Origin of the sequence: Streptomyces sparsogenes subsp. cuspidosporus (assembly GCF_039532705.1) — a bacterium.
Taxonomy (GTDB): domain Bacteria; phylum Actinomycetota; class Actinomycetes; order Streptomycetales; family Streptomycetaceae; genus Streptomyces; species Streptomyces sparsogenes.
In genome coordinates this window covers 35,870-61,232 of record NZ_BAAASD010000009.1, presented here as the reverse complement: position 1 = coordinate 61,232, position 25,363 = coordinate 35,870, and the positions used below count along the sequence as shown (strand labels likewise).

Here is a 25,363-nt window from a genome sequence, read left to right as displayed (position 1 = left end):
GGCGGGCGGTGTATGGAAGACAGAGGCGCGAACAGGCGCCGGCCGATCACAGGAGGTGGCGCAGGGTGCGATCCCGGATCATGAGGGCCGCGTGTTTGCCGGGCAGCCGCACCTCGGCGGAGAGACGGAAGCCGGCGCCGAGGAAGGCGGCCACGCAGGGGGTGTTCCGCAGATCCGGCTCGGCGACCACCCGACCGCAGGACGGGCGCCGGTCGAGGACCAGATCGGCGACGGCGCGCAGCAGGGCCGTGCCGATACCGCGGCCCCGGTCGCGCACCCGGCCGATGAGCAGGTGGAGACCGGTGTCGTGCGGGCGGGCCGGGTAGTACCGGGCGAGGGGGTCGAGGTCGGCGCGGTAGACCTCCCAGTAGCTCATCGGCACCCCGTCCAGAACACCCAGGCAGGGCACGCTGCGGCCGTCGCCGTCGAGCTGGGCGCGCAGGTGACGCGCGGTGGTCTCGTCCGGGCCGGACAGTTCCCAGAAGGCGGACACGGCCGGGTCGTTCATCCATCGGGCGATGAGTTCGACATCGCGCTCGAGGTGGACGGGCACGAGTTGGAAGGCGCCCACCACGGTGCCGGCGGGCCCCCACTGGGCGACCTGGTCGAGGAGGTCCGGCCGACCCGGCGCCGTGGGCCCGGCGAGGTGCTCCTCGGCGAGGCGCGCGGGGGGTTCCTCGGAGGGCCGCATGTCCAGGGTGTCGTCCTCGGCGCCGGAGCTGGTGCCGGAGTCGGTGGGCGGCATGGCGACGCTCTCCTCTCGTCGTTATCGGTGCGTCGTGGATGTCATGCCGTCACAGGCCGGAAAGGGGGTTGGCGATGGTGACGTAGACGGACTGGGTGTCCACCGGGCCCACGAGTTCGTCCAGACCACGCAGCCGGGTGAGCAAGTTGGCCTTGCAGCGCAGGGTGGGCGTCTCGAGAAGTCGGGAGGGCAGTGTGGAGCGCGTCTTCGCGGGGCCGGACGCGGCCTCGGCGAGGAAACGGCGGAGCGCGGCCAGCAGAAGGCGCTCGTCGGCGAGCCGCTCGGAGCCGAACGCGCCGATCAGACCGAGGATGTTGTTGACCCCGAGGTAGTAGGCCAAGCGTTCGTCGGCCACCTCGTCGTGGACGAACGTGTCGCTGTGGGCGCCGAGACCGGGCAGCCGCCGCTCGAGGTCCGCCCGCCGGGACTCGCGGAAGTAGTAGCCCTGGTTGTCACGGTAGCGGCCGCCGGCCGGCCAGCCGTCGGGGTCGAGCAGCACCAGGGTGTTCTGCTGATGGGCCTCCAAGGCGATACCGGCCTCGCCGTCCAGCCAGAGCACGGGCCGGACGACGGTGTGCAGATAGCGGAGGAACCACTCCACGCCGACGGTTGCCGGGCGGCGGCCGGTGCGGGCGGCGATCCGGGCGATGATCCGGGCGAGCCGTGAGCACATCGTCCTCCGGTCCGCCCAGGGGCGCGGGGAGGTGAGGCCGGCCAGGCACACGGCCTCGTCACCCGGGCCGAACGGGTTGTGCCGGATGACGACGTCGAGTCCGCTCAGCGGGGTCCCGTCGGGCTTGTCGACCGCGAGCCAGGCGGGGTCGCGGACGACGTCGAAGCCGGGGCGCCCCGGGCAGGCCGCGCGCCACTGCCCGGACAGGCCGCTGCGCAGTAGCCGGTGCATCTCGACGCCGCGCCGCAGCTCCTTGCGGAGGTTCTCACGGCGGGAGTTGGTGATCCGCACGGCGAGCGACAGCTTGAGCATCACGGGGGCGCCGGTCCGGTAGACGGTGCGGAGAGAGGAGGTGGGGTGCCAGGGCTCGCCGGCCGGCCCCAGGTCGTGCAGCAGCCCGGCGTCGAAGAGCGCGGCGACGTCCGGGCGGTACCGGATCTCCCGGGCCTGCCAGGGGTGCAGCGGCAAGGGCACGGTACCGGGCGGCCGTTCGGGGTCCGGGCCCGCGATCGAGAGGGCCAGCCGCTCGGCGGGCACGGTCCGGCCGCGTTCGGTCCAGGCCGAGTCGCAGGCCAGGACGGATGTGTCGACGGCGATCCAGTGGAGAGGGAAGGAGCCGCGCGACTCCGGTGAGAAGACGGGCGATTCGGTGTCGGAGAGCCCCTCGCGGCTCTTGGGCGTGGGATGGAGGGGATGTCCGAGGAGAAGGGACTGTTCGGCGACCAGAAAGGGGGTGTCCGTCACGGGGTCGGCCGGTGCCGCTCGCCGACGGGACAGGAATTGGGCGGTGCGTCGTACGGAGTCCGCGACCCGGCCGACGAGTTCGGTGATCCGCGCCGGGGCGCCGGGCCACTCGGCGCCGTGCGCCACCTCCCGGCCGAGGAGGGCGGCGAGAGTGACCGCGTCGAGGGCGGGTGCGGCCTGGGGACCGCCGTCGAGCACGGGTCGGCCGAAGCGGTGCCATCCAGTGGCGGACCAGTGACGCACGGGCACGGACAGGGCGGTGCCGGCGGCCCGGAGCGGGATGCGCAGCGTGCCGTGGCCGGGGGCATGGGACACGGCGCCGCTCTCGCGCACCCAGCAGCGCAGCAGGTTCTCGGTGGCGCAGGCGTCCGCGGCGGTCCAGGGGTCCGGATGGTCCCACGGGTCGAGGTGGCCCAGCGGATCGGCACGGACCACAGGGTCGGCATGGACCAGAGGGTCGGCGTGGACCACAGGATCGGCACGGACCACAGGGTCGGCATGGACCAGGGGAGCGGCATGGGCCTGAGGGCCGGGGTGCACCAGCGGCTTGGGGTGGTGGAGGGGGTCGTGGTGGGCCAGCCGGGTGGGGTGGTGCAGGGGGGCGTCGAGGCCGTCGGGCGGCATGGCGCGGGGGGCGTCGGCCAGCGGGTCCGGGCGGTCCGCCGGGGTCCGGCCGCCGGGGGTGTCGTCGACGCGGCGGCCCTGCCGCGGGACGGCCGCCGGCTCGTCGGTCCGGGTCGGCACGGCGGCGGGCCGCGGGGCCGGCGGGAGCTGCGGGTGGGGTTCCCCGGGAGAGTGCGGCATGTCGGGTGCGGGCACGGCTGTCGGTCCTCCTGCTGCTGAACGCCTTTCGCCTGTCCCCCGCACGTACCAACGACGGGCGGGGCGCGGGATCACGGGCAAGCGGAAGATCCACACCGCCGGGAACCATGGACCCGGCTTCGGCCGTCGTAGCCGGCACCGGCATAGTGGGGGCCGTCCCGTCGACGGGGCGGTGCATGACAATTTCACAGCAGTACTCAGAGCAGCCCAGAACGTCAGGGGGAGTTCCGCCCATGTCACCCAATCGCCAGCCTGCCTCCCGGCCAAGCTCCAGGTGGAGGGCGCTGCGTGCCCGCAGCGGCTCCCCCGTGCTGGCCGCCGCGGCCATTGCCTCGGTGCTGGCGCTGACCGCCACGGCGTGCGGCCCCTCGGACGACAACGCGGGGTCCGAGCCGAGCGCCTCCTCGTCGCAGAACGCGTCCGACGTCACCCTTCCCGACAACCTCAACGACAAGTTGAAGGAGCTCGGGATCGACCTGGACAAGTGGAAGAACGGCGCCTGGAACAAGTGGGACAAGGACGACTGGCTGCGTGAGGCCGGCGACTTCATCAACCCGATCATCAAGGACCTCTGGAAGCCGGACCGGATGAAGGAGGCTCAGGAGCCCGACACCCCGGTCGACGACAACGACATCTCGGGCGACCAGGGCGTCACCGACCCCGACCCCCAGCCGGTCAAGGCCAAGGAGGTCGCGAGCCCCTACAGCACCAGCGTGCCGGAGGCGGGCAAGGTCTTCTTCGACGGCCCCGAGGGCTCGATGGTCTGTTCCGCCACCGTCGTGCAGGACCCTGCACACCCGGGCAAGTCCAACCTGGTGTGGACCGCGGGCCACTGCGTCCACGCGGGCAAGGGCGGCGGCTGGTACAAGAACCTGATGTTCGTCCCGTCGTACAACGACGCCGGCAAGTCGGCCGCCGAGCTGGAGAACGCCACCAAGGAGCAGCTGGCGCCGAAGGGTGTCTGGTGGGCCGACTGGGCACAGACCTCCTCGCAGTGGATAGACAACGGCGCGGCCATCGGCGGCAAGGGCGCCCCGTACGACTTCGCGGTGCTGCACGTGAAGCCGGAGACCGCCGGCGGCAAGTCGCTCGAGGAGACGGTCGGCGGCGCGCTGCCGGTCAACTTCAACGCCCCGGCGATGAAGTCCATCAGCGAGATCACGGCCACGGGCTACCCGGCCGCCCCGCCGTTCGACGGCCAGAAGATGAACCAGTGCACGGACAAGCCGGGCAGGCTCTCGCTGGACGCCAAGCAGCCGACCATGTACCGCATCGGCTGCACCATGACCGCGGGCTCGTCCGGCGGCGGCTGGGTCGCGACCGGCTCCGCCGGCAAGCCGGCGCTGGTGTCGAACACCTCGATCGGCCCGTCCAACGCCACCTGGCTGGCGGGTCCGCACCTCGGCCCCGAGGCCAAGGCCGTGTACAACGCGGTCAGCAAGAAGTTCGCCAACCAGTAGGGCGCAGATGGCGAAGGCCCGCCCCCGGTCTCCCGGGGGCGGGCCTTCGCCGTGGAAGGGGTTGGTCGCTAGCTCTGCGCCGGGGCGGCGGCCGGTACGAACCGCCGCAGCTCGGCGGCCAGCTCCTCGTGGACCCGCGCCTTGAGCAGGGTGCCCTCCGGGGTGTGCTCCTCGGAGATCACCTCGCCGTCGGCGTGGGTGCGCGCGACGAGCTTGCCCTGCGTGTACGGCAGCAGCGCCTCGATCTCGACCTGCGGCCGCGGCAACTCGGCGTCGATCAGCCCGAGCAGCTCATCGATGCCCTGCCCGGTGCGGGCCGACACCGCGATGGCGCGCTGCTCGACGCGCAGCAGCCGCTGCAGCACCAGCGGGTCCGCCATGTCCGCCTTGTTGATCACGACGATCTCCGGCACGGCGACCGCGCCGACATCCCGGATCACCTCACGAACGGCGGCCAGCTGCTCCTCCGGGTTCGGGTGGGAGCCGTCCACCACGTGGAGGATCAGATCGGCGTCGCCGACCTCCTCCATGGTGGAGCGGAACGCCTCGACCAGGTGGTGCGGCAGGTGCCGCACAAAGCCGACGGTGTCCGCGAGGGTGTACAGCCGCCCGCTGGGCGTCTCGGCCCGGCGCACGGTCGGGTCAAGGGTGGCGAACAGCGCGTTCTCCACCAGCACGCCCGCGCCGGTCAGTCGGTTGAGCAGCGAGGACTTGCCCGCGTTGGTGTATCCGGCGATGGCGACCGAGGGCACCTTGTGGCGCTTGCGCTCCTGCCGCTTGATGTCGCGGCCGGTCTTCATGTCCGCGATCTCCCGGCGCATCTTCGCCATCTTCTCGCGGATGCGGCGCCGGTCGGTCTCGATCTTGGTCTCACCGGGTCCGCGAGTGGCCATCCCGCCGCCCGCCGCGCCGGAGCCACCGCCACCCATCTGCCGGGAGAGCGACTGACCCCAGCCGCGCAGCCGCGGCAGCATGTACTGCATCTGGGCCAGGGAGACCTGCGCCTTGCCCTCTCGGGACTTGGCGTGCTGGGCGAAGATGTCGAGGATCAGGGCGGTGCGGTCCACCACCTTGACCTTGACGACGTCCTCCAGGTGGATCAGCTGGCCGGGGCTCAGCTCACCGTCGCACACGACGGTGTCCGCACCGGTCTCGATCACGATGTCGCGCAGCTCCTGGGCCTTGCCGGAACCGATGTACGTGGCCGGGTCCGGCTTGTCGCGCCGCTGGATGACCCCGTCGAGCACGAGGGCGCCGGCGGTCTCCGCGAGCGCGGCCAGCTCCGCCAGGGAGTTCTCCGCGTCCTGCACCGTGCCGGACGTCCAGACGCCGACCAGCACCACGCGCTCCAGGCGCAGCTGCCGGTACTCGACCTCGGTGACGTCCTCGAGCTCGGTGGACAGGCCCACGACGCGCCGCAGCGCGGCACGCTCGGAGCGGTCGTACTGGTCGCCGTCACGCTCCTCGTCGATCTCGTGACTCCAGGCGACGTCCTCTTCCATCAGGGCGTCGGCCCGAAGGCTCTCGGCGAAGGCGAAGCGCTGCCGGTCCTGCGGAAGGGAAGAGGAGTGGGTCAAATCGATCCTTACGTCGTTGGGTTCCGTCACTTCGGCAACGCGCGGCGGGCCCGGAGCATTCCCGGCCACCGGCCGCGGCGCCGACCTGACGATGGTCGCACGCGGCGGCCGGGCCGTCACCCGGGTTTCCCGTCCGCCTTTCCGTCGGCTTTTCCGTCGGCCCCTCCACCGGCCTTTCCGCCGGCTTCCGTCACGCCCTGCCCGGAGGGGGCGGCCTCGGGCTTCCAGCCGGGGTGCCCCGGCATCCTCGGCGTCGTCCTCCCGTACAGCCACGGCCGCAGGAAGCCGTTCAGATCGCGGCCCGCCACCTGGGACGCCAGTCGGACGAAGTCGGCGGTCGAGGCCACGCCGTCGTGGTACCGCCGCACCCATCGGCGCTCCAGCCGCTCGAACGCGGCGGGCCCGATCCGCTGCCGCAGCGCGTACAGCACCAGGGCGCTGCCGTCGTACATGATCGGGCGGAAGATACCGATCTGCTGGTCGGGGTCGGCGGGCGCGGGGGCGGCGGGCGGGCCGCCGGCGGCGCGCCAGGCGTCGGACTGCTGGTAGGCGAGGCGCATCCGCCTCTCGAGCGGCATCTTCCCGCGCTCGTCCCCGTACAGCGCCTCGTACCAGGTGGCGTGGCCCTCGTTGAGCCACAGGTCGGTCCAGCGGCGCGGGCTGACGCTGTCTCCGAACCACTGGTGCGCCAGCTCGTGCACCATGATCGACTCGATGTACCACGAGGGCATCCCCGAGGTGGTGAACAGGCCGCTCTCGAAGAGGGAGAGCGTCTGGGTCTCCAGCTCGAAGCCGGTCCTGGCCCTGGCGATCAGCACCCCGTACGTCTCGAAGGGGTAGGGGCCGACCTTCTTCTCCATCCACTCCAACTGGCCCGGTGTGCGCCGGAGCCACGTGGCCAGGCGCTCACGGTCCGCCGCCGGCACCACGTCGCGCACCGGCAGCCCGCCGGGGCCGGTGCGGTGCAGTACGGCCGAACGGCCGATGGAGATCTGCGCCAGTTCGGTGGCCATGGGGTGGGCCAGCCGGTATCGCCAGGTGATGCCGCCGCCCTCGCGGGTGCGCCCCAGGGGGGTGCCGCCCGCGACCACGGTGAGGTTCGCGGGGGCGGTGACGCGGAAGGTGAAACGCGCCTTGTCGGAGGGGTGGTCGTTGCAGGGGAAGACGCGGTGGGCGGCGTCGGCCTGGTTGGCCATCGCCAGCCCGTCGCGGGTGCGGACCCAGCCGCCGCCGCTGCCGCTCGGGTCACTGGTGTGCGCGACGGTGACGACGAAGGGAGCGCCGTCCCGTACGGGGCGGGCCGGGGTGACGACGAGGTCCTCCCCCGCGCGGGCGAACCGAGCGGGCCTGCCGTCGACCCGCAGCGAGCGCACGGTGCCGTGCGCGAAGTCGAGGTTGAAGGTACTCAGCGGGGCGGTGGCCCGGGCCCTGAGGGTGGTGACGGCGTCCAGCGGCCGGTCGTTGTCGTGGTAGCGCAGGGCGATGTCGTACGCCGTGACGTCGTAGCCCGGGTTGCCGAGGTACGGGAAGAGCCGGTCGCCGATGCCCCGGGGGACCGGGGGCGGCGGGTCGGCCGCGGTCACCGGCCCCGCGGCGGAGGAAGGGCAGAACGCGACGAGGGCGGCGGTCATCGCGGCGGCCGCGGCGGCGGTCCTGCGGCGTCGGGCGCGCCGGGCTGACGAGGGGCGGCCCCTCGGGGAAGGCAGCATGCCCTACGGCTATCAACGCCCGGTCGCAAGCGGACGGCGGCACGGCTCAAGTCCACTCGTACGGGGCAACCGCGCGTCGGGGCCGGGCCGGGGTCAGGGCCGCGCCGCCGCCATCTCACGGCCCGCACGCGTCACGTCGTAGACGCCGGGCACATCGCGCATGGCGCGCATCAGGGCCGGCAGCCGGCCCGGGTCGGGCAGTTGGAGCGTGTAGGTGTGGCGGACGCGCTGCTCGTGGGGCGGCTCGACGGCGGCCGAGACGACGGCCACGCCCTCGGCGGCGATGGCCTCGGTGAGGTCGGCCAGCAGATGCGGCCTGCTGAAGGCCTCGGCCACCAGGGTCACGCGGTAGTCGCCCGCGTCGCCCTCCTCCCCGTCCAGCCAGCGCACCCCGACCGTGGCGCGCCCGGCCGCCGTCATCCGGGACACGGCGGGGCACCGCTCGCGGTGCACCGTGATGACGGCCCCGCCGCGCACCGCGAAGCCGATGACCGCGTCCGGGGGCACGGGGGTGCAACACCCGGCCAGCCGCACAGCCGCGCCGGGCAGGTCCGCGGCGATGGCGGGCGCCGCGGCCTGCCGGACCGCGGCCGCGCCGGAGGCGCCGCCCCCGCCGGGCGCACCGGATCCGGCGCCCCCGGCCTGGGCGGGATCCGGTTCGGCGGCCGGGGCGGTGGCGGCCGACGGAGGCTGCTGCCGCTCCGGGTGGGCCGCCAGCCAGCGGCTGATGGCGATGCGCGCGGCCGGGGTACGGGCATGGTCGAGCCACTCGGGCGAGGGGCCGGAGGATGAGGCGTCCCGGCTGTCGCGGGCCATGAGCAACTGGAGCATGTCGCCGTCGCGCAGCACGGTGCTCAGCGTCGCGATGCGGCCGTTGACCCGGGCCCCGATGCAGTCGTGGGCCCCCTCCCCGTACTGGGCGTACGCGGCGTCCACACAGCTCGCGCCCGCGGGCAGGCCCAGTGTGCCGCCGTCGGCCCGGAAGACGGTGATCTCCCGGTCCTGGGCGAGCTCGGCGCGCAGCGAGGACCAGAAGGTGTCGGGGTCGGGGGCCGCGCTCTGCCAGGCCAGCAGCCGCGACAGCCAGCCGGGGCGGGTGGGGTCGGCGCGCTCGCCGTCGGGGGCGTCGGCGGCGGCCTCCAGCGGCGCGTGCGGTGCGGTGGTGGTCGCGTACGGATTGCCGAGGGCGATCACTCCGGCCTCCGCCACCCGGTGCATCTGGTGGGTGCGGATGAGGACCTCGGCGACCTCGCCGTCGCGCCCGGCCACCGCCGTGTGCAGCGACTGGTAAAGGTTGAACTTGGGGACCGCGATGAAGTCCTTGAACTCCGAGATGACCGGGGTGAAGCAGGTGTGCAGCTCGCCGAGGACCGCGTAGCAGTCGGCGTCCTCCGAGACGAGGACGAGCAGCCGGCCGAGGTCGGAGCCGGTCAGCTCGCCGCGCTTGAGGCCCACCCGGTAGACGGACACGAAGTGCCGGGGCCGGACGAGGACTTCGGCGGCGATGCCCGCCTCGTGCAGCACGGCGCGTACGTCCTCGGCGGCGCGGGCGAGCGGGTCCGGGCGGCGCGCGTGGTCCAGCAGGAGCTCGCGGGTGCGGGCGTATTCCGCGGGGTGGAGGATGGCGAAGACCAGGTCCTCCAGCTCGGTCTTGAGGGCCTGCACGCCCAGCCGCTCGGCGAGCGGGATCAGCACATCGCGGGTGACCTTCGCGATGCGGGCCTGTTTCTCGGGGCGCATCACGCCCAGGGTGCGCATGTTGTGCAGGCGGTCGGCGAGCTTGATGGACATCACCCGTACGTCGTTGCCCGTCGCGACCAGCATCTTGCGGAAGGTCTCGGGCTCGGCCGCCGCGCCGTAGTCGACCTTCTCCAACTTGGTGACGCCGTCGACGAGATAGCGGACCTCCTCGCCGAACTGCTCGCCGACCTGATCCAGGGTCACCTCGGTGTCCTCGACCGTGTCGTGGAGTAGCGAGGCGGTCAATGTCGTGGTCTCGGCGCCCAGTTCCGCGAGAATGAGGGTGACGGCGAGCGGATGGGTGATGTACGGCTCGCCGCTCTTGCGCATCTGGCCGCGGTGGGAGGACTCGGCGAGCACATAGGCCTTGCGCAGCACGTCGAGATCGGCTCCGGGATGGTGGGCCCTGTGCACCTTGGCCACGTGCTCGATCGCGTCCGGCAGGCGGCCGCGGGAGGCCGGCCCCAACAGGGCGGTCCTGCTGAACCTGCGGAGATTGCGCAGGTCGATGCGCGGGAGGCCGCGCCTGCGGCCAAGCGCGGCGTGGTCGGTGGCCTCTGCGCTCATGGGCACCTCCGGCGGCGTCGAGCGTCAACCGGCATGGGCACTCCCCCTGGGCCGGTGCTTGATGCTACCGAGCCCATCACGCACGGCCGACCGGCTCTCGCCCAGAGTGAAATGGATCACCCATTGGGGTGAACTGTCAGCCGAGGGCCGTGTCCAGCCAGTCGGGGTCGAGCTCGCCCTCGGCGACGATCACCGCCGGGCCGGTCATCTCCACCGTCCCGTCCGGAAGCTCGCTGATCACCAGGCGTCCGCCGGGGACGTCCACGGTGTAGGTGACGGGCCGGCCGTCGACCGCCGGCTCGGCCCCGTCCCTGCGGGCGGCGGCGACCATCACGGCGCAGGCGCCGGTGCCGCAGGAGCGGGTCTCGCCGGAGCCGCGCTCGTGCACCCGCATCGCCACATGGCGCGGGCCGCGGTCGACCACGAACTCGACGTTGGTGCCGTGGGGGTACGCGGAGCGGGGGGTCACGGCGGGAGCGTCGAGCAGGCGGCCCGCCTGCGCGAGGTCGTCGACGAACGCGACCGCGTGCGGGTTGCCCATGTCCACGTGGCGGGCGGGCCAGCTGTGCTCGCCGACCGTGACCGTGACCGGGCCCCCGGGGCCGGGCTCGGGCAGCAGGGCCTTGCCCATCCCGACGGTGATCGCCCCGCCGGGGCCGTCCGCGCCGCCGGGCCCGTCCTTGGCGATGTGGACGCGCCGCACCCCGGCCCGGGTGGCGACCGCGAGATCGCCCGGCTCGACGAGCCCGGCCCGCTGCAGGTAGCGGGCGAAGACGCGAACGCCGTTGCCGCACATCTCGGCGACGCTGCCGTCGCTGTTGCGGTAGTCCATGAACCACTCGGCCTCGTCGGCCATGCCCCGCGCCTCCGGGTGCGCCGAGGACCGCACGACACGGATCAGCCCGTCACCGCCGATCCCGGCCCGCCGGTCGCAGATGCGGGCGACGGCGGCCGGGGACAGCTCCAGCCGACCGTCCGGGTCGGGGACGATGACGAAGTCGTTCTCGGTGCCGTGGCCCTTGAGGAAGGCCGGCCGGGGGGCGTCGCTCATCCCTCGATCTTACGGGGCGCCGGGGACAACCGCCGGGACGGGGCCCGCCCACCGCGGGGGCCATGGGAGCGCCGGCGGGGCCCGCTCAGGAGCCGCCGGACGGGGCTCACGGAGGGGCTCGCGGAGGAGCTAGCGGAGCCGGGCGACGCGCCAGATGGTGAGGGCGGCCAGCAGGGCCACCACCACCACGTACAGGACGACGAAGCGCCAGTCGGGGCGGCGCCCGGAGCCCCGGGGCGGCAGCCCGGGCCAGGTGTAGCCGACGCGGCGGGCGGCCGTCAGGCCCCACCCGGCGGCACAGCAACTGAGCAGCAGCCCGAGCATGGCGACCACCGCCCCGCCGTCGCCGAATTCGAAGGCGAGCGGGAAGGCGAACATCAGGGAGCCGAGGATGGCCAGGCCGACGATCGGCGCGAGCTGCCAGATCCGCAGCCGGCGCGGCGGCCGCAGGTCGCTGAAGGACTCGCCGGAGGCGGGGAGTCCCTCGGTGCCGTCGTCGATCGCCGGGGTGCCCGGTTCGCCGGAGACCGGATCGTCGTCGGGGCCGTCGGAGGCGAGGTCCGGGCTGTCGGAGGTGAGCGGTCCGGGGTCGCCGTGGGGCGACTGCTGCGATGCGTCGCGAGGGCCGGCCTCCATCGCCACCCGCCCTCCCAACTCCTGAACAACAGCACGATCGGAGCTCGATGATGGCACGCCCGCAGGGGCCGTTATGGCATACGGAGCGTCCCGATGCCATCACGTGATCAGGCTGTGACCGCCCGGTCGACCAACGCCAGCGCGTCCGGCAGAAGCCGCTCGCGGCGGTCGGCCGCGCCGCTGAGCCAGTGGACGCGCGGGTCGCGCCGGAACCAGGAGTCCTGGCGGCGCGCGAACCGTTTGGTGGCCCGCACGGTCTCGGCGCGCGCCTGGTCCTCGCCGTACTCCCCGGCGAGCGCGGCGAGCACCTGCTGATAGCCCAGCGCGCGGGAGGCGGTGCGGCCGGCGCGCAGCCCGGCGCCCTCCAGCCGCCGCACCTCGTCCACGAGCCCGGCCTCCCACATGCGGTCCACGCGCCGGGCGATGCGCTCGTCGAGCTCGGGGCGCTCGACGTCCACGCCGATCTGCAGGGTGTCGTAGACGGCCTCGTGGCCCGGCAGGTTGGCGGTGAAGGGGCGGCCGGTGATCTCGATGACCTCCAGCGCCCGCACCACCCGCCGGCCGTTGCTGGGCAGGATCGCGCGGGCCGCCTCCGGGTCGGCTGCGGCGAGCCGGGTGTGCAGGGCCCCGGGGCCCAGCTCCGCCAGCTCGGCCTCCAGGCGGGCACGGACGGCCGGGTCCGTGCCGGGGAACTCCAGGGCGTCGATCGCGCCGCGGATGTACAGCCCCGAGCCGCCGACCAGGACGGGGGTGCGGCCTTCCGCCAGCAGCCGGTCGATCTCGGCGCGGGCCAGCCGCTGGTACTCGGCGACGCTTGCCGTCTCGGTGACGTCCCAGATGTCCAGCAGCCGGTGGGGCACGCCTTGGCGCTCCTCCTCGGTCAGCTTGGCGGTGCCGATGTCCATGCCCCGGTAGAGCTGCATGGAGTCGGCGTTGACCACCTCGCCGCCGAGGTGGTGGGCGAGCGCGACGCCCAGGTCCGACTTTCCGGCCGCGGTGGGGCCGACGACGGCGATGACGCGGGGTGGGGGGCCTGCTGTATTCACCGGACCAGTCTCGCAAACGCCGGACGGGCTACTCGAATGAGCGACGTGACGGAAACCCTCAGGGGTCGTTGCCTGAGCGGCACGCGATATCGCCCACACGAGTAGGGTATGGAGATACAAATGGGTGTTTTTGACTGGTTTCGCCGAGCCTCAAAGGAGGCGAGTCGACCGCCCGAGGCGTCAACCGAGCACGCTCCCGATGACACGTCGGCGCCTGGGGAGGCGGCCGGGGAGACGGCCGGGGAAGCGGCCGGAGTGTCAGCCGGAGTGACGGCCGAAACGACCGGAGCGACATCCGACGCGTCCGGGGACACGGCCGGCGCGTCCGGGGACACGGCCGGAGTGACGGTCGGCGCGGCGGACGTCACGGAGCCGGGACCGCCCGCCGGGGCCGCGGCCTTGGCGGGTGACGGCGTCGGCATCCCGAAGCAGCAGTCCAAGCAGGAGGTCGAGGCCGCGCGGGAGGCCGAGCCGAAGCCCGAGCCGGAGCCGGCTCCGGAGGCTTCGCAGGACTCCTTGGACGGCGCCGCGGGCAGCGGAACCGGTGAGAGCGCCCGGAGATAGTCATTGACCGAGGGAAGGTGGCCCATGAGCGCGCTGGACAACCTCAAGGCCAAGGCCGGAGCCATGAAGGACAAGGCCGTCGGCTTCACGCGGCAGCATGAGTCCCGGATCGAGCGGGGCCTGGACAAGGCCGTCAGGACGGTCGACGCCAAGACCAAGGGCAAGTACCGCGACAAACTCGAGACCGGTGCGGACAAGGCCAAGGACGCCCTCAACCGCTTCTCCCAGACGCCCGAGGGCAAAGGCAGGGCCAAGGGCCGGCCGGGCCACGGTCGGCACGACGCCTGAACCCCGATCGGTGAACGGCCGCGGAGCACCCGCTCCGCGGCCGCGCCCGTACCCGCTCCCGGACCGCCACCCGGCACCCCGCCGCCCGTACCCGCTCCCGGACCGCCACCCGGCACCCCGCGGGCCGGGCCTGCGCCCGCGCCCGCTACGACCACATCGCGATGAAATACCCCACGCCGTACGGCGCCCCCTCATACCGCAACTCCCCCTTCAGCGCGGCCCCTTCGCCCGCGCCCGCGAGCACCTGCAACGGCGCCCGGCCCGCCGCCTTCAGCTCGGCCGCCAGCTGCTCGTCCAGCTCGGCGAGCGCGCCGATGTCCGCCGCGCCCAGCGCCCGCGCCACCGCCTCGTCGAAGGCGGCCGCCCGCTCGTCGAGATAGCCCGGGGCCTTCACCGTCCGGCACGCGCTGCCGTCGCCCATCACCAGCAGCGCGACCCGCTCGGCCTGCGCCGCAAGCTCCCTCCCGACTTCTCTACACCGCTCGGCGGCCAGAGGTTCCCCCACCCCCAGCCCCTCGACCGGCGCCGCCTGCCACCGTGCGCGCTCCAGCAGCCACGCGGCCACGGCCAGCGAGGGCGGCAGCGCCCGCTCGGACGCCTCGCCCGCGGGCTCGTCCCAGTCGCCGAGCCGTACGGCCAGGTCCACCCCGAAGCCGCCGAAGGAGCCGGGCGTGCCCTGCGGGTGCGGTCCGCGCCCGTCGCGCTCAGCGGGCCCGACGACGATCAGCCGATCGGGCCGCGCCGCGGCCAGCACGCCGACCGCGTCCAGGCACGCCGCGCGCAGCGTGTCCAGCTCACCGGCCGCCCCGGCGGCGACCTCGGGCACCAGCAGCGGCGGACAGGGACACACGGCGGCGGCGATCAGCATGATCGCCAGCCTATCCGGGGGACCCGGGCCGGGGCGCGGAGTCCCACAGCAGTTCGGCCACCCGGAACCGGAAGCGGTAGTTGTCGCCGAAGGTCTCCAGGATCAGCAGAAAGGTGTCGCCGTCCCGGTACACCAGCCGGCGGGTCGGATGGGCCGGGTGCTTCGGCTGGTAGCGCAGGGCGCGCTCGCGCAGCGCCTCCAGCGCCTCCTCCCGGGTGCCTCTGATGTGGTCCAGGGCGACCGCCGAAAAGTGCCACTCGACGATCAGGCCCCACCACGTCGCCGGGCCGGCTCCCGGCGCGTCCTCCCCCGTCATGCCGTTCCCCCCGTCACGCCGCCCCCCATGCCATGCCGTCTCCCCCGTCACGCCGTCCCCCCGTGGAGATCGGCCGGTCGTGTCAGTCGCAGCCGCAGCCCGCGGCGGGCACGGCGACCGGCGGCGGAGCGCCGACGGTCGGCAGGCCCAGCATCACGCCCGCGGTCTTCTTCGCCTCGGCCGCGTTGCGCCGCTCCCAGGCGTCGCCCGCGCGGGTGCGCCGCACGCCCCGGGCCGGGCCCTCGGCGAGCAGGTGGTGCGGAGCGGCGTAGGTGATGTCCACGGTGACGACATCGCCCGGGCGGACGCTCTCCTCGGGCCGCGTGAAGTGGACCAGCCGGTTGTCGGGGGCGCGGCCGGACAGCCGCCGCGTCGCGCCGTCCTTGCGGCCCTCGCCCTCGGCGACCAGCACCTCCACGGTCCGGCCGACCTGCTTCTTGTTCTCCTCCCAGGAGATCTCCTCCTGGAGGGCGACCAGCCGCTCGTACCGCTCCTGCACGACGGCCTTCGGCACCTGGCCGTCCATCTCGGCGGCCGGGGTGCCGGGCCGCTTGGAGTACTGGAAGGTGAAGGCCTGGGCGAAGCGCGCCTCGCGCACCACGTGCAGGGTCTGCTCGAAGTCGGCGTCGGTCTCGCCGGGGAAGCCGACGATGATGTCGGTCGAGATGGCGGCGTCGGGCATGGCGGCGCGCACCTTCTCGATGATCCCCAGGTAGCGCTCCTGCCGGTAGGAGCGGCGCATCGCCTTCAGTACGGCGTCGGAGCCGGACTGGAGCGGCATGTGGAGCTGGGGCATCACGTTGTCGGTCTCGGCCATGGCGGCGATCACGTCGTCCGTGAAGTCGCGGGGGTGGGGCGAGGTGAAGCGGACCCGCTCCAGGCCCGCCACCTTCCCGCAGGCGCGCAGCAGCTTGCTGAACGCCTCGCGGTCGCCGATGTCCGACCCGTACGCGTTGACGTTCTGGCCGAGCAGGGTGATCTCGCTGACGCCCTCGGCGACGAGGGCCTCCACCTCGGCGAGGATGTCGCCCGGGCGGCGGTCCTTCTCCTTGCCGCGCAGCGCCGGGACGATGCAGAAGGTGCAGGTGTTGTTGCAGCCGACGGAGATGGAGACCCAGGCTGCGTAGGCCGACTCCCGCCGCGTCGGGAGGGTGGAGGGGAATGCCTCCAGGGATTCGGCGATCTCGACCTGGGCCTCTTCCTGGATCCGGGCGCGCTCCAGCAGCACCGGCAGGCTGCCGATGTTGTGGGTGCCGAAGACCACGTCGACCCAGGGGGCCTTCTTGACGATGGTGTCGCGGTCCTTCTGGGCCAGGCACCCGCCGACGGCGATCTGCATGCCGGGGCGCCTGGCCTTGACCGGCGCCAGCCTGCCGAGGTTGCCGTACAGCCTGTTGTCGGCGTTCTCCCGCACCGCGCAGGTGTTGAACACGACGATGTCCGCGAAGGCCTCGTCGCCCTCGCCCGCCCCCTCGGGCGCGCGGACGTAGCCGGCCTCCTCCAAGAGGCCGGAGAGCCGCTCGGAGTCGTGGACGTTCATCTGACACCCGTAGGTGCGGATCTCATATGTCTTAGATGAGCGGACATCCACCGCCGTGCTCCGGTCGCTGCTGGTCATGCGTCCAAGGGTAGGCGGTCCGCGGAGGGCCTCGTCCCCGCGCTCCCACGCCTTCGGCCGCCCGCGGGCGTCCCCCGCCTCCCCCTTCGCCCCCGGGGGCTGGCAGGATCTCGGCCATGGCCGTCCGTCTTCCGCGCCTTGGCCGGCGCCGCGCGCTGCTGTCCGCCGGCGCCGGTGCCCTCGCGCTCGCACTTCTGCTGTGGTGGCTGCTGCCGATGGGGGGCGACGAGTCCCCGCGAGGCCGGGTGACCTTCGCGACGGGCGTGCCCACCGGGGTCTACGAGACGTACGGCAAGATGCTGCGGCGCGATCTCGCGCGGGACCTCCCCGGCCTGCATGTGACGCTTCAGCGCTCCAAGGGCTCTCCGGACAACGTCCGGCGGCTCGCGGAGGGCCGGGCCACGTTCGCCATCGCCGCCAGTGACGCGGTCGCCGCCTACCAGGAGCAGGGCGGGGCCCACGCCGACCGGCTGCGCGCCTGCGCGCGGCTGTACGACGACTACATGCAGCTCGTGGTGGCCAAGGGCTCCAAGGTGCGGTCCGCCCGGGACCTCAAGGGGCTGCGGGTCGGGGTCGGCGAGGACGACTCGGGTGTGCAGCTGATCGCCAAGTCGTTGCTCAAGGCCGCCGGGCTCGACATGGACCGGGACGTCCACGCCGTACGGAAGGGCATCGACCAGATGCCGGCTCTGCTGAAGGCCGGGAAGCTGGACGCGTTCTTCTGGTCCGGTGGGCTTCCCACGACCGCGGTGCGCACCCTCGCCCACGACTTCCCGATCCGGCTGGTCCAACTCGGCGACCTCATCGGCCCGCTGCACCGCCAGGGCGGCGTGACCCGCTACTACCGGGCGGCCTCGGTGCCCGCCGACGCGTACGAGGACATGGGTCAGCAGGACGCCATCAAGACGATCGCCGTGCCGAACCTGCTGGTCACCACGGACCGGGTGGACCCCGCGCTCGCGGAGGCCGTCACCCGGACCGTGATAGAGAACCGGGACCGCATCGGGGTCAAGGTGCACGCGGCGCAGAAGGTGGACCTGCGCACCGCGATCTTCACCGACCCGCTGGACCTGCACACGGGCGCGGCCCGCTACTACCGCTCGGTCAAGCCGTAGCGCCGTTCGGCCAGGCCGTAGCGCCGCTCGGTCAAGCCGTAGCGCCGCTCGGTCAAGCCGTAGCGCTGATCACTGCGGCGCCGTGCGCGGCAGGGTGATGGTCACCCGCAGCCCGCACGGCTCGTTGGGGGCGTACGCGATGGTGGCGCCGCCCGCGGCGAGCAGCGCCCTGGAGATCGACAGCCCCAGGCCCGAGCCGGAGATGTTCTGGTGGCGGCTGCTGCGCCAGAAGCGGTCGCCGACGCGGGCGAGTTCGTCCTCGGTGAGGCCGGGGCCCCCGTCGGCGACGACGATCGCGACCGTGTCCCCGTCCGGCTGGGCGGAGACCACCACGTCAGCCCCGGCGGGAGTGAACTTCACGGCGTTGTCCACGACCGCGTCCAGGGCGCTGGACAGCGCCACCGGGTCGGCCCAGCCGGTGACGGCCGTCGGGCCCTGGTATGACAGGCGGACGCCTTTGCGCTCGGCGACCGGGAGCCAGGCGTCCACGCGGTCGGTGGCGAGTTCGGCGATGTCGGTGAGCCCCAGGTCGGTGGTGGAGTGCTCGGCCAGGGCCAGGTCGAGGAGGTCGTCCAGGACCTGGGCGAGGCGCTTGCCCTCGGTGCGCACCGAGGCGATCTCCTCATGGCCGTCGGGCAGTTCGAGGGCCAGCAGCTCGATGCGCAGCAGCAGCGCGGACAGCGGGTTGCGCAGCTGGTGGGAGGCGTCGGCGACGAACGCCCGCTGTTGTTCCAGGACCTCTTCGACGTTGTCGGCCATCTCGTTGAAGGAGCGGGCCAGCCGGCGCAGCTCGGGAGGCCCGGAGGCGGCCGCGACGCGCGACTGCAGCCGCCCGGTGGCGATGTCGTGGGTGGCGGTGTCGAGGATCCGTACCGGGCGCAGCACCCAGCCGGTGAGCCGGAAGGCCGCGCCGACCGCCAGGAGCATCGCGGCCGCCTCCCCCGCGCCGATCAGCAGCCAGCCGTGGATGATGCGCGAGCGCATCTGCCCGGTGGGCGAGTCGGTGACGACGACGGCCACCACGTCGCCGTCGCGCACCACCGGGGAGGCGACGGTGAGCCGGCCCTCCTGCCAGGGCCAGACCTGGTCCGGGTCGTGGCTGCGACGGCCCTGGAGGGCCTCGTCGAAGGCCTCGGCGCCGTCCCCGTCTTCGGGCAGCCGCCAGTCGCCGGGCGCCTGGGCCATGGGACTGCCGTTCCGGTAGAAGACGCCGCCCCGGATGCCGTACAGCTCGTGGTAGCGCCGGAGCTCGGCCCTCAGGGTGCTCAGCCGTTCGTCGTCCTCCGCGGTGGCGGCGGCCGCCGGCCCGGCCGTGACGAACTGGGCGAGCGCGGCGAACCGCGCGGTGTCGTCGATCCGGTCGACGACCACGCGCTGCTGCTCGCGGGCGGCCACGCTGCCGGCGAGCGGGAAGCCGAGCGCCAGCAGCACGCCGGCCATGAGGACGATGAGGAGCGGGAGAAGTCGGGTGCGCACGGGGAGAAGTCTCGCGGGTCCTCAGACGGCCGGTGACACCAGGCGGTACCCGACGCCGCGGACCGTCTCGATCAGGGCGGGCATGCGGAGTTTGGAACGGAGCGAGGCGATGTGCACCTCGAGGGTGCGCCCGGTCCCCTCCCAACTGGTGCGCCAGACCTCGCTGATGATCTGTTCGCGGCGGAAGACGACGCCGGGGCGCTGGGCGAGCAGCGCGAGCAGGTCGAATTCCTTGCGGGTGAGGGAGATGGTGGTGCCGTCCACCGCGACCTGCCGGGTGGGCAGATCGAGGGTGACGGGGCCGATCCGCAGCGGCGGCTGGCGGCCGTCGGTGGTCTCCTCGGGGCCCGCCGCGGGCTCGGCCGGAAGCGTGCGCCGACTCACAGCGTGGATCCGGGCGAGCAACTCCATGGTGTCGTAGGGTTTGACCACGTAGTCGTCGGCGCCGAGGTTGAGGCCATGGATGCGGGATCGTACGTCCGCCCGCGCGGTCACCATGATCACGGGAGTGGTGGTCCGCTTGCGGATGCGGCCGCACACCTGGAAGCCGTCCTGATCCGGCAGACCGAGGTCGAGCAGCACCACGCCGAACGGCGGCCCCGAGTCGGGCAGCAGCGCTCTGAGCGCCTCCTCGCCGCTGCGAGCGTGCGTGACATCGAAACCGTGCCTCGCGAGCACCGCGGACAACGCCGCGGCGACATGGTTGTCGTCCTCGACGAGCAGCAGTCGCACCGACCTCTCCACCACCTTTCGGAAAGTGGCGCATGTGTTTCGACAACATGGCCACAGGGCATCCACGCCCAGTGGACGCGTGCTCGTCAAGACGCATTCAGTCACACTTGGGTTTCCGTTATGTAGCCGGTACGACAGCAGCGGATCACGGATACACAGAGTGTCGGCCCGCTGTCATATCGTTATCCTCAATTTCCGCTCAGATGTGATGACGCTGGTCTCGGCGGCCCCCTAAGGTCCTCCCAACCGAGGAGGACGGAGCGAAACGCCGAATGAGCGAAGTACCGGTGACCAAGGACGCAACGCCTGTTGCGGACGCGTTGGTTGCGCTGTCAGGAGTCAACAAGCACTTCGGCGCGCTGCATGTGCTCCAGGACATCAACCTGAACATCGCCCGGGGCGAAGTGGTCGTCGTGATCGGCCCTTCCGGGTCCGGCAAGTCGACCCTCTGCCGCACCATCAACCGCCTGGAGACGATCGACTCCGGCACCATCACGATCGACGGCAAGCCACTGCCTCAAGAGGGCAGGGAGCTGGCCCGGCTGCGTGCCGACGTCGGCATGGTCTTCCAGTCGTTCAACCTCTTCGCGCACAAGACCGTGCTCGAGAACGTGATGCTGGGCCAGCTGAAGGTGCGCAAGGTCGACAAGAAGGCCGCAGAGGAGAAGGCCCGCACCCTGCTCGACCGGGTGGGCGTGGGCAAGCAGGCGGACAAGTACCCCGCGCAGATGTCCGGCGGTCAGCAGCAGCGCGTGGCCATCGCCCGGGCGCTCGCCATGGACCCGAAGGCGATCCTGTTCGACGAGCCGACCTCCGCGCTCGACCCGGAGATGATCAACGAGGTGCTGGACGTCATGCAGCAGCTCGCCCGGGACGGCATGACGATGGTCGTCGTCACCCACGAGATGGGCTTCGCCCGCTCCGCGGCGAACCGGGTGGTCTTCATGGCCGACGGCCGGATCGTCGAAGAGGCCAAGCCCGAGGAGTTCTTCAACAACCCCCGCAGCGAGCGGGCCAAGGACTTCCTGTCCAAGATCCTTCACCACTGAGCCCCACCTCAGCACCGATCCCCCCCACGTCACCACTGAGCCCCGCACGGCTCACCCACGTCTGCACGCACAACAACCTGAGGGATGCACGATGAGTATTCGTAAGACGGCCGCTGCGGCTTCGGTGGTTCTGGCTCTGGCTGCGACCGCTGCCTGCGGTGGCAAGGAGGGGAACGCCGGTGACAAGCCCAAGGGCGGCGAGGTCATCAGCGGCAAGTACACCGTCGCCAAGGACGTGAAGCTGGACTCGCCGACCCTCAAGGCGGCGCAGAAGCGCGGCAAGCTCATCATCGGCGCCAAGGCCGACCAGCCCTACCTCGGCTTCGAGGACACCACCGGCAAGCGCTCCGGCTTCGACATCGAGATCGCCAAGATGGTCGCCGCCGACCTGGGCTTCTCCGAGGACCAGATCGAGTTCAAGACGGTCGACTCCAACGTCCGCGAGACCTCCATCTCCAAGGGCCAGGTCGACTACTACGTCGGCACCTACACGATCAACGACGAGCGCAAGAAGCAGGTCGGCTTCGCGGGCCCGTACTACGTGGCCGGCGCGGACCTGCTGGTGCGCAAGGACGAGAAGGGCATCACCGGCCCGGACTCGGTCAAGGGCAAGAAGGTCTGTTCCATCGTCGGCTCCACTCCGCTCCAGGAGATCAAGAAGTCGAAGTACGGCGCCAAGACCACCGAGCTCGGCAAGTACTCGCTGTGCGTCAAGCAGCTGCTGGACGGCCAGGTGGACGCGGTCACCACGGATGACGCGATTCTCAAGGGCTACGCCGCCCAGCGCCCGAGCAAGCTCAAGGTCGTCGGCAAGCCGTTCACCAAGGAGCCCTACGGCATCGGCATGAACAAGGACGACAAGGCGCTGCGCGACGCGATCACCGACGCGCTCGAGAAGCACATCAAGAACGGCGACTACAAGAAGGCGTACGAGGGCACGCTCGGCAAGTCCGGCTCCGCCTACGTCGCCCCCGAGACGCCCCTGCCGCGCTACTGAGCCGGTTCTCCCCGTACGCCCTGAAGCCGGTGCGATCCGTCGCGCTGACCTGACCGCTAGCGCGGAGAACAGATGAATCTACTCTTCGATTACTTCCCTGAGTTCCGCGAAGGGTTCCTCGGAACCCTGTCGCTGACCGCGGCCAGCGCGGCGCTCGCCCTCATCCTCGGCATCGTCATGGCCGGCTTCAGGGTGTCCCCCATTCCGCCGCTGCGTGCCTTCGGCACCGCCTGGGTCACCCTGCTGCGGAACACCCCGCTGACCCTGCTGTTCCTGATCACGTTCTTCGTGATCCCGCAGATCCTCTTCCCCGGGACGAGCCCCTACAAGCTCGCCGTGGGGGCGCTGGGCTGCTACACCTCGACGTTCGTCTGCGAGGCTGTCCGATCCGGCATCAGCACGGTGCCGATCGGGCAGGCCGAGGCGGCCCGGTCCCTGGGTATGACCTTCTTCCAGACCCTGCGGATGATCGTCCTGCCGCAGGCCACCCGGACCGTGATCCCGCCGCTGAGCAGCATATTCATCGCGCTCACCAAGAACTCCGCGATCGCGGGCGCCTTCAGCAACACCGAGCTGTTCAGCGTCTCGAAGCTGCTGAGTGACAAGGGGTACGCGATCGGCTGGATCTTCCTGTGGATCGCGCTCGCCTACCTGGTCATCACTTTCTCCATCAGCGGGCTCTTCCGGCTGCTGGAGCGCCGCATGGAGGTGGCCCGATGAGCGCAAGCGTCCTGTACGACGCACCCGGTCCCAAGGCCCGTATCCGCAACCGCGTGTACTCGGTCATCGGCACTCTCGCCGTGCTCGGCCTGATCGCCTTCATCGTCGTGCGGCTGAACGAAAAGGGTCAGTTCGCGCCGGAGATGTGGGACATCTTCAACTACGCGGGTATCCGCAACGACATCGTCGACGGCCTGTTGACCACCCTCCAGGTGTTCGTGGTGGCCGCGGTGCTGTCGCTGGTGCTCGGCGTGGTGCTGGCCGTGGGCCGGCTCTCGGAGCACAAGGCGGTCCGCTGGCTCGCGACCGGCTTCATCGAGCTGTTCCGGGCCATCCCGCTGCTGATCACCATCTACGCCCTGTGGGTACTCTTCCTCACCTACAAGAACGACCTGGGGTTCACCGGTGACGGGACGGAGTTCTGGGCCCTGGTCGTCGGCCTGACGGTCTACAACGGCTCGGTGCAGGCCGAGGTGTTGCGCGCGGGCATCAACTCGGTGCCCAAGGGGCAGCGCGAGGCCGCCTACGCCCTGGGTATGCGCAAGACCCAGGTCATGATGACGGTTCTGATTCCGCAGGGCGTCCGCGCGATGCTGCCGACCATCATCAGCCAGCTGGTGGTCACCCTGAAGGACACCTCGCTCGGCTACGTGATCACGTACGCGGAGCTGCTGTACCAGATCCAGCAGATCGCCGGGAACACGGTTGTCAACGACGACAACCCGTACGTCCCGTTGATCATCGTCGGCGGTGCCATCTACGTGGCCCTGTGTATGGCGCTGTCGGCCCTGGCCACCTGGATCGAGCGGCGCGGCCGGCGCGCCAAGAGCGGCATCGCGGTCGCCCCGGCCGAGCAGCCGGTCGCGGCGGGAGACGCTCTGGACGTCGTCGATCACTCCGAGATCGCCGGCCCGGCCGGCACGGCGACGAAGAACTGACCGTATACCGAAATCCGATATCCGGTCCGACGGGGGCGGTGGCGCGCAGGCGCCACCGCCCCCGTCGCTTGACGCGGGGACCCGCAGTGGGTTGCATACTTTGTGTGATCGCGCACCGGGTTTCAGCTGCCAGTTTTCGTCTGTCACGTACGCCACGCAGGGACACGGGAACCGCGCCGTGGACCCGGTGATCGTCGCCGGGGCGGGCCCGGTCGGCCTCGCCCTGGCCCTCGCGCTCGCGCGCTCCGAAGTGCCCGTCATCCTGTTGGACGAGAGCCAGGGCGGCGACGAGCCCCGGCCCGCCCGTACGGTCGTGCTGCGCCCCGACACCGCCGCCCTGCTGGAGCGGCTCGGCTGCCGGGCCGCAGACGCGGCCGAGCCGTGGACCGGCTGGCGCACCCTGCGGCGCCGGCAGGTGGTCCGGCAGCTGGCCCTGGCCCCCGACGGGGCCCACCTGGACAGTGGCCCGCCGGACGGCCGCGGCGGCCGGCCCGCGGACGAGGAGACGGAGGCGGTTCCGCCGTCGCCGCTGCACCTGCCCCAGCACGAGCTCACCCGTGCCCTGCGCGCCGCGCTGGCCGCGGTCCCGGGCGAGGACCTGGTGCGGATCGTCCAGGGCACCCGCGTCGACACCCTGGAGCAGGACGCCCGGGGCGTCACCGTCCACACCCGCGGCGCCCAGAGCACCTGGTGGCGGGGCGCCTACCTGATCGGCTGCGACGGGCCGCGGTCCACCGTCCGCAAGCTCCTGGGCGTGCGCTTCCCCGGCCGCACCGCGGTGGAACGGCACGCGGTCGCCGCGCTGCGCGCCGAACTCCCCTGGCCCGGCGAGGCGGTACTGCACCGCTCCCCGCCGTGGCGCGCGGCCGACGCGGAGGTGCTGGCCCGGCCGCTGCCGCGCGGCGTCTGGCGGCTGGACTGGCTGCTGCCCCCGGGCCGGGACCTGGTCACGCCGGAGGCGCTCCTCGCGCGGGTGCGCGACACCCTCACGGGGTGGTGCGGCGATCCCGCGCCCCCCCATGAGCTTCTGGACACCGGCGTGCACACCGTGCACCACCGGCTCGCGCGCCGCTGGCGCGTCGGCCGTGTCTTCCTCGCCGGGGACGCCGCCCACCTGGTCGGCGCGCTCGGCACCCAGGGGCTCGACGAGGGGCTGCGCGACGTCGGCAACCTCTCCTGGAAGCTGTCCCTGGCCTGGCACCACGGGGCGACGGAGGCGCTGCTCGACAGCTACCAGGCCGAGCGGCGCGGCGCGATGGGAGCCCGGCTGCGCGCCGCGGACCAGGCGCTGCCGCTGGTGCGGGCGGCCGGCGGCTGGCACGCGGTGCGGCGCTCCGTACTGCCCGGCGCGGTGCGCGCCCACGACGCGCTGCTCACCGACGGTCACCTGGGGCGCGGCCCACTGGGCGAGCCGCCGGTCCACGGCCGCTCGCCCCTGACGCCCGCGGCGGCCCCCGAGGGCTCGGTCGCCGTCGACACCGAGATCGGCGCCCTCGCGGCCGATGTGCCGGTGACCGCCCCGGACGGGTCGCTCACCCGGCTGTGGGCGCGGCTCGGGCGGGAGCCTCTGGTCGTCCTCGTCGCCCCCGGGACGGGCGTGTGGGACCGCCGCCACTGGCTGCGCGCCGGGCTGATGCCACGGCTCGCGGCGGCGATCTCGGCGCTCCCGGTGGGGGCCGAGCTGCTGGTGGCCGAGGAGTACCCGGGAGCCCCGGCCCACACCGTGCTGCTGGTACGGCCCGACGGGCATCTCGTCGCGGCGCTGGCCGGGGTGCGCCCGGCGGAGCTGTACGCGTGCGTGGACGCGGCGCTGGGCGGGCGGGCCGGACGGGACGCGGACGAGGGGCCCGCGGTGGAGGCGGAGGCGACGGCGCGCCGATAGGGCGGTGCGCGCGGCGCGCACGCCGCGCGC

Annotated in this window: 22 protein-coding genes; 9 read left to right on the top strand and 13 right to left on the bottom strand. The window is 72.6% G+C overall.

Going from position 1 to position 25,363, the window contains the following annotated elements; translation table 11 throughout:
- Positions 1 to 46: 46 nt before the first annotated feature.
- Both ABFY07_RS13910 and ABFY07_RS13905 read right to left on the bottom strand, forming a co-directional pair.
- Complete coding sequence (locus ABFY07_RS13910) at positions 47 to 745, bottom strand: GNAT family N-acetyltransferase (RefSeq protein ID WP_346174797.1); 699 nt, start codon at positions 743 to 745, stop codon at positions 47 to 49.
- 49 nt (positions 746 to 794) lie between these two features.
- Positions 795 to 2,981 carry an IucA/IucC family protein gene (locus ABFY07_RS13905; RefSeq protein ID WP_346174796.1) on the bottom strand — a complete coding sequence of 729 codons (2,187 nt, stop codon included), beginning with the start codon at positions 2,979 to 2,981 and terminating at the stop codon, positions 795 to 797.
- Positions 2,982 to 3,217: 236 nt separating this feature from the next.
- On the opposite strand from ABFY07_RS13905, the gene ABFY07_RS13900 reads away from it, so the two are divergent.
- Positions 3,218 to 4,444 carry a trypsin-like serine peptidase gene (locus tag ABFY07_RS13900; protein WP_346174795.1) on the top strand — a complete coding sequence of 409 codons (1,227 nt, stop codon included), beginning with the start codon at positions 3,218 to 3,220 and terminating at the stop codon, positions 4,442 to 4,444.
- Between the two features lie 68 nt (positions 4,445 to 4,512).
- Here ABFY07_RS13900 and hflX read toward each other — a convergent pair whose 3' ends face one another.
- The 6 genes from hflX to miaA form a co-directional block, all read right to left on the bottom strand.
- Complete coding sequence (gene hflX, locus ABFY07_RS13895; RefSeq protein WP_346174794.1) at positions 4,513 to 6,021, bottom strand: GTPase HflX; 1,509 nt, start codon at positions 6,019 to 6,021, stop codon at positions 4,513 to 4,515.
- A 116-nt stretch (positions 6,022 to 6,137) separates the two neighbouring features.
- Positions 6,138 to 7,730: a M1 family metallopeptidase gene (locus tag ABFY07_RS13890; protein ID WP_346174793.1), complete on the bottom strand. Its 1,593-nt coding sequence runs from the start codon at positions 7,728 to 7,730 to the stop codon at positions 6,138 to 6,140.
- A 93-nt stretch (positions 7,731 to 7,823) separates the two neighbouring features.
- On the bottom strand, positions 7,824 to 10,037 hold the full coding sequence (locus ABFY07_RS13885) for a RelA/SpoT family protein (RefSeq protein WP_346174792.1): 2,214 nt from the start codon (positions 10,035 to 10,037) through the stop codon (positions 7,824 to 7,826).
- A gap of 136 nt (positions 10,038 to 10,173) precedes the next feature.
- The gene (gene dapF, locus ABFY07_RS13880) at positions 10,174 to 11,088 is read right to left on the bottom strand and encodes a diaminopimelate epimerase (protein WP_346174791.1); all 915 of its coding nucleotides are present in this window, start codon (positions 11,086 to 11,088) and stop codon (positions 10,174 to 10,176) included.
- Positions 11,089 to 11,217: 129 nt separating this feature from the next.
- Positions 11,218 to 11,724 carry a hypothetical protein gene (locus ABFY07_RS13875; protein ID WP_346174790.1) on the bottom strand — a complete coding sequence of 169 codons (507 nt, stop codon included), beginning with the start codon at positions 11,722 to 11,724 and terminating at the stop codon, positions 11,218 to 11,220.
- Positions 11,725 to 11,831: 107 nt separating this feature from the next.
- Positions 11,832 to 12,770 (bottom strand): tRNA (adenosine(37)-N6)-dimethylallyltransferase MiaA, encoded by a 939-nt coding sequence (gene miaA / locus ABFY07_RS13870; RefSeq protein ID WP_346174789.1) that lies wholly within the window; start codon positions 12,768 to 12,770, stop codon positions 11,832 to 11,834.
- Between the two features lie 267 nt (positions 12,771 to 13,037).
- Between miaA and ABFY07_RS13865 the strand changes: the two genes are divergently transcribed.
- Entirely contained in the window at positions 13,038 to 13,334 is a 297-nt protein-coding gene (locus ABFY07_RS13865; RefSeq protein WP_346174788.1) for a hypothetical protein, read from the top strand.
- A gap of 24 nt (positions 13,335 to 13,358) precedes the next feature.
- Complete coding sequence (locus ABFY07_RS13860) at positions 13,359 to 13,622, top strand: antitoxin (RefSeq protein ID WP_346174787.1); 264 nt, start codon at positions 13,359 to 13,361, stop codon at positions 13,620 to 13,622.
- 145 nt (positions 13,623 to 13,767) lie between these two features.
- On the opposite strand, the gene ABFY07_RS13855 is transcribed toward ABFY07_RS13860, so the two are convergent.
- The 3 genes from ABFY07_RS13855 to miaB form a co-directional block, all read right to left on the bottom strand.
- On the bottom strand, positions 13,768 to 14,490 hold the full coding sequence (locus ABFY07_RS13855; RefSeq protein WP_346174786.1) for a class III extradiol dioxygenase subunit B-like domain-containing protein: 723 nt from the start codon (positions 14,488 to 14,490) through the stop codon (positions 13,768 to 13,770).
- A 10-nt stretch (positions 14,491 to 14,500) separates the two neighbouring features.
- On the bottom strand, positions 14,501 to 14,806 hold the full coding sequence (locus ABFY07_RS13850) for a hypothetical protein (protein WP_346174785.1): 306 nt from the start codon (positions 14,804 to 14,806) through the stop codon (positions 14,501 to 14,503).
- An 82-nt stretch (positions 14,807 to 14,888) separates the two neighbouring features.
- Positions 14,889 to 16,424, bottom strand: coding sequence for a tRNA (N6-isopentenyl adenosine(37)-C2)-methylthiotransferase MiaB (miaB, locus tag ABFY07_RS13845; protein ID WP_346174784.1), 1,536 nt, complete (start codon positions 16,422 to 16,424; stop codon positions 14,889 to 14,891).
- Positions 16,425 to 16,540: 116 nt separating this feature from the next.
- On the opposite strand from miaB, the gene ABFY07_RS13840 reads away from it, so the two are divergent.
- Entirely contained in the window at positions 16,541 to 17,539 is a 999-nt protein-coding gene (locus tag ABFY07_RS13840) for a TAXI family TRAP transporter solute-binding subunit (RefSeq protein ID WP_346174783.1), read from the top strand.
- 69 nt (positions 17,540 to 17,608) lie between these two features.
- Here the strand turns inward: ABFY07_RS13840 and ABFY07_RS13835 are convergent, their stop codons facing one another.
- A complete protein-coding gene (locus ABFY07_RS13835; RefSeq protein ID WP_346174782.1) occupies positions 17,609 to 19,015 on the bottom strand; it encodes a sensor histidine kinase in 1,407 nt (468 codons plus the stop codon).
- Between the two features lie 21 nt (positions 19,016 to 19,036).
- Positions 19,037 to 19,747, bottom strand: coding sequence for a response regulator transcription factor (locus ABFY07_RS13830; RefSeq protein ID WP_346174781.1), 711 nt, complete (start codon positions 19,745 to 19,747; stop codon positions 19,037 to 19,039).
- A 272-nt stretch (positions 19,748 to 20,019) separates the two neighbouring features.
- On the opposite strand from ABFY07_RS13830, the gene ABFY07_RS13825 reads away from it, so the two are divergent.
- The 5 genes from ABFY07_RS13825 (at position 20,020) to ABFY07_RS13805 (ending at position 25,333) form a co-directional block, all read left to right on the top strand.
- The gene (locus ABFY07_RS13825; RefSeq protein WP_065965328.1) at positions 20,020 to 20,796 is read left to right on the top strand and encodes an amino acid ABC transporter ATP-binding protein; all 777 of its coding nucleotides are present in this window, start codon (positions 20,020 to 20,022) and stop codon (positions 20,794 to 20,796) included.
- A 91-nt stretch (positions 20,797 to 20,887) separates the two neighbouring features.
- Positions 20,888 to 21,793: a glutamate ABC transporter substrate-binding protein gene (locus ABFY07_RS13820; protein ID WP_346174780.1), complete on the top strand. Its 906-nt coding sequence runs from the start codon at positions 20,888 to 20,890 to the stop codon at positions 21,791 to 21,793.
- A gap of 72 nt (positions 21,794 to 21,865) precedes the next feature.
- Complete coding sequence (locus ABFY07_RS13815; protein ID WP_346174779.1) at positions 21,866 to 22,513, top strand: amino acid ABC transporter permease; 648 nt, start codon at positions 21,866 to 21,868, stop codon at positions 22,511 to 22,513.
- The gene (locus tag ABFY07_RS13810) at positions 22,510 to 23,451 is read left to right on the top strand and encodes an amino acid ABC transporter permease (protein WP_346174778.1); all 942 of its coding nucleotides are present in this window, start codon (positions 22,510 to 22,512) and stop codon (positions 23,449 to 23,451) included. The genes ABFY07_RS13815 and ABFY07_RS13810 overlap by 4 nt, the downstream gene beginning before the upstream one ends.
- 178 nt (positions 23,452 to 23,629) lie before the next feature.
- The gene (locus tag ABFY07_RS13805) at positions 23,630 to 25,333 is read left to right on the top strand and encodes an FAD-dependent monooxygenase (protein WP_346174777.1); all 1,704 of its coding nucleotides are present in this window, start codon (positions 23,630 to 23,632) and stop codon (positions 25,331 to 25,333) included.
- Positions 25,334 to 25,363: the final 30 nt, after the last annotated feature.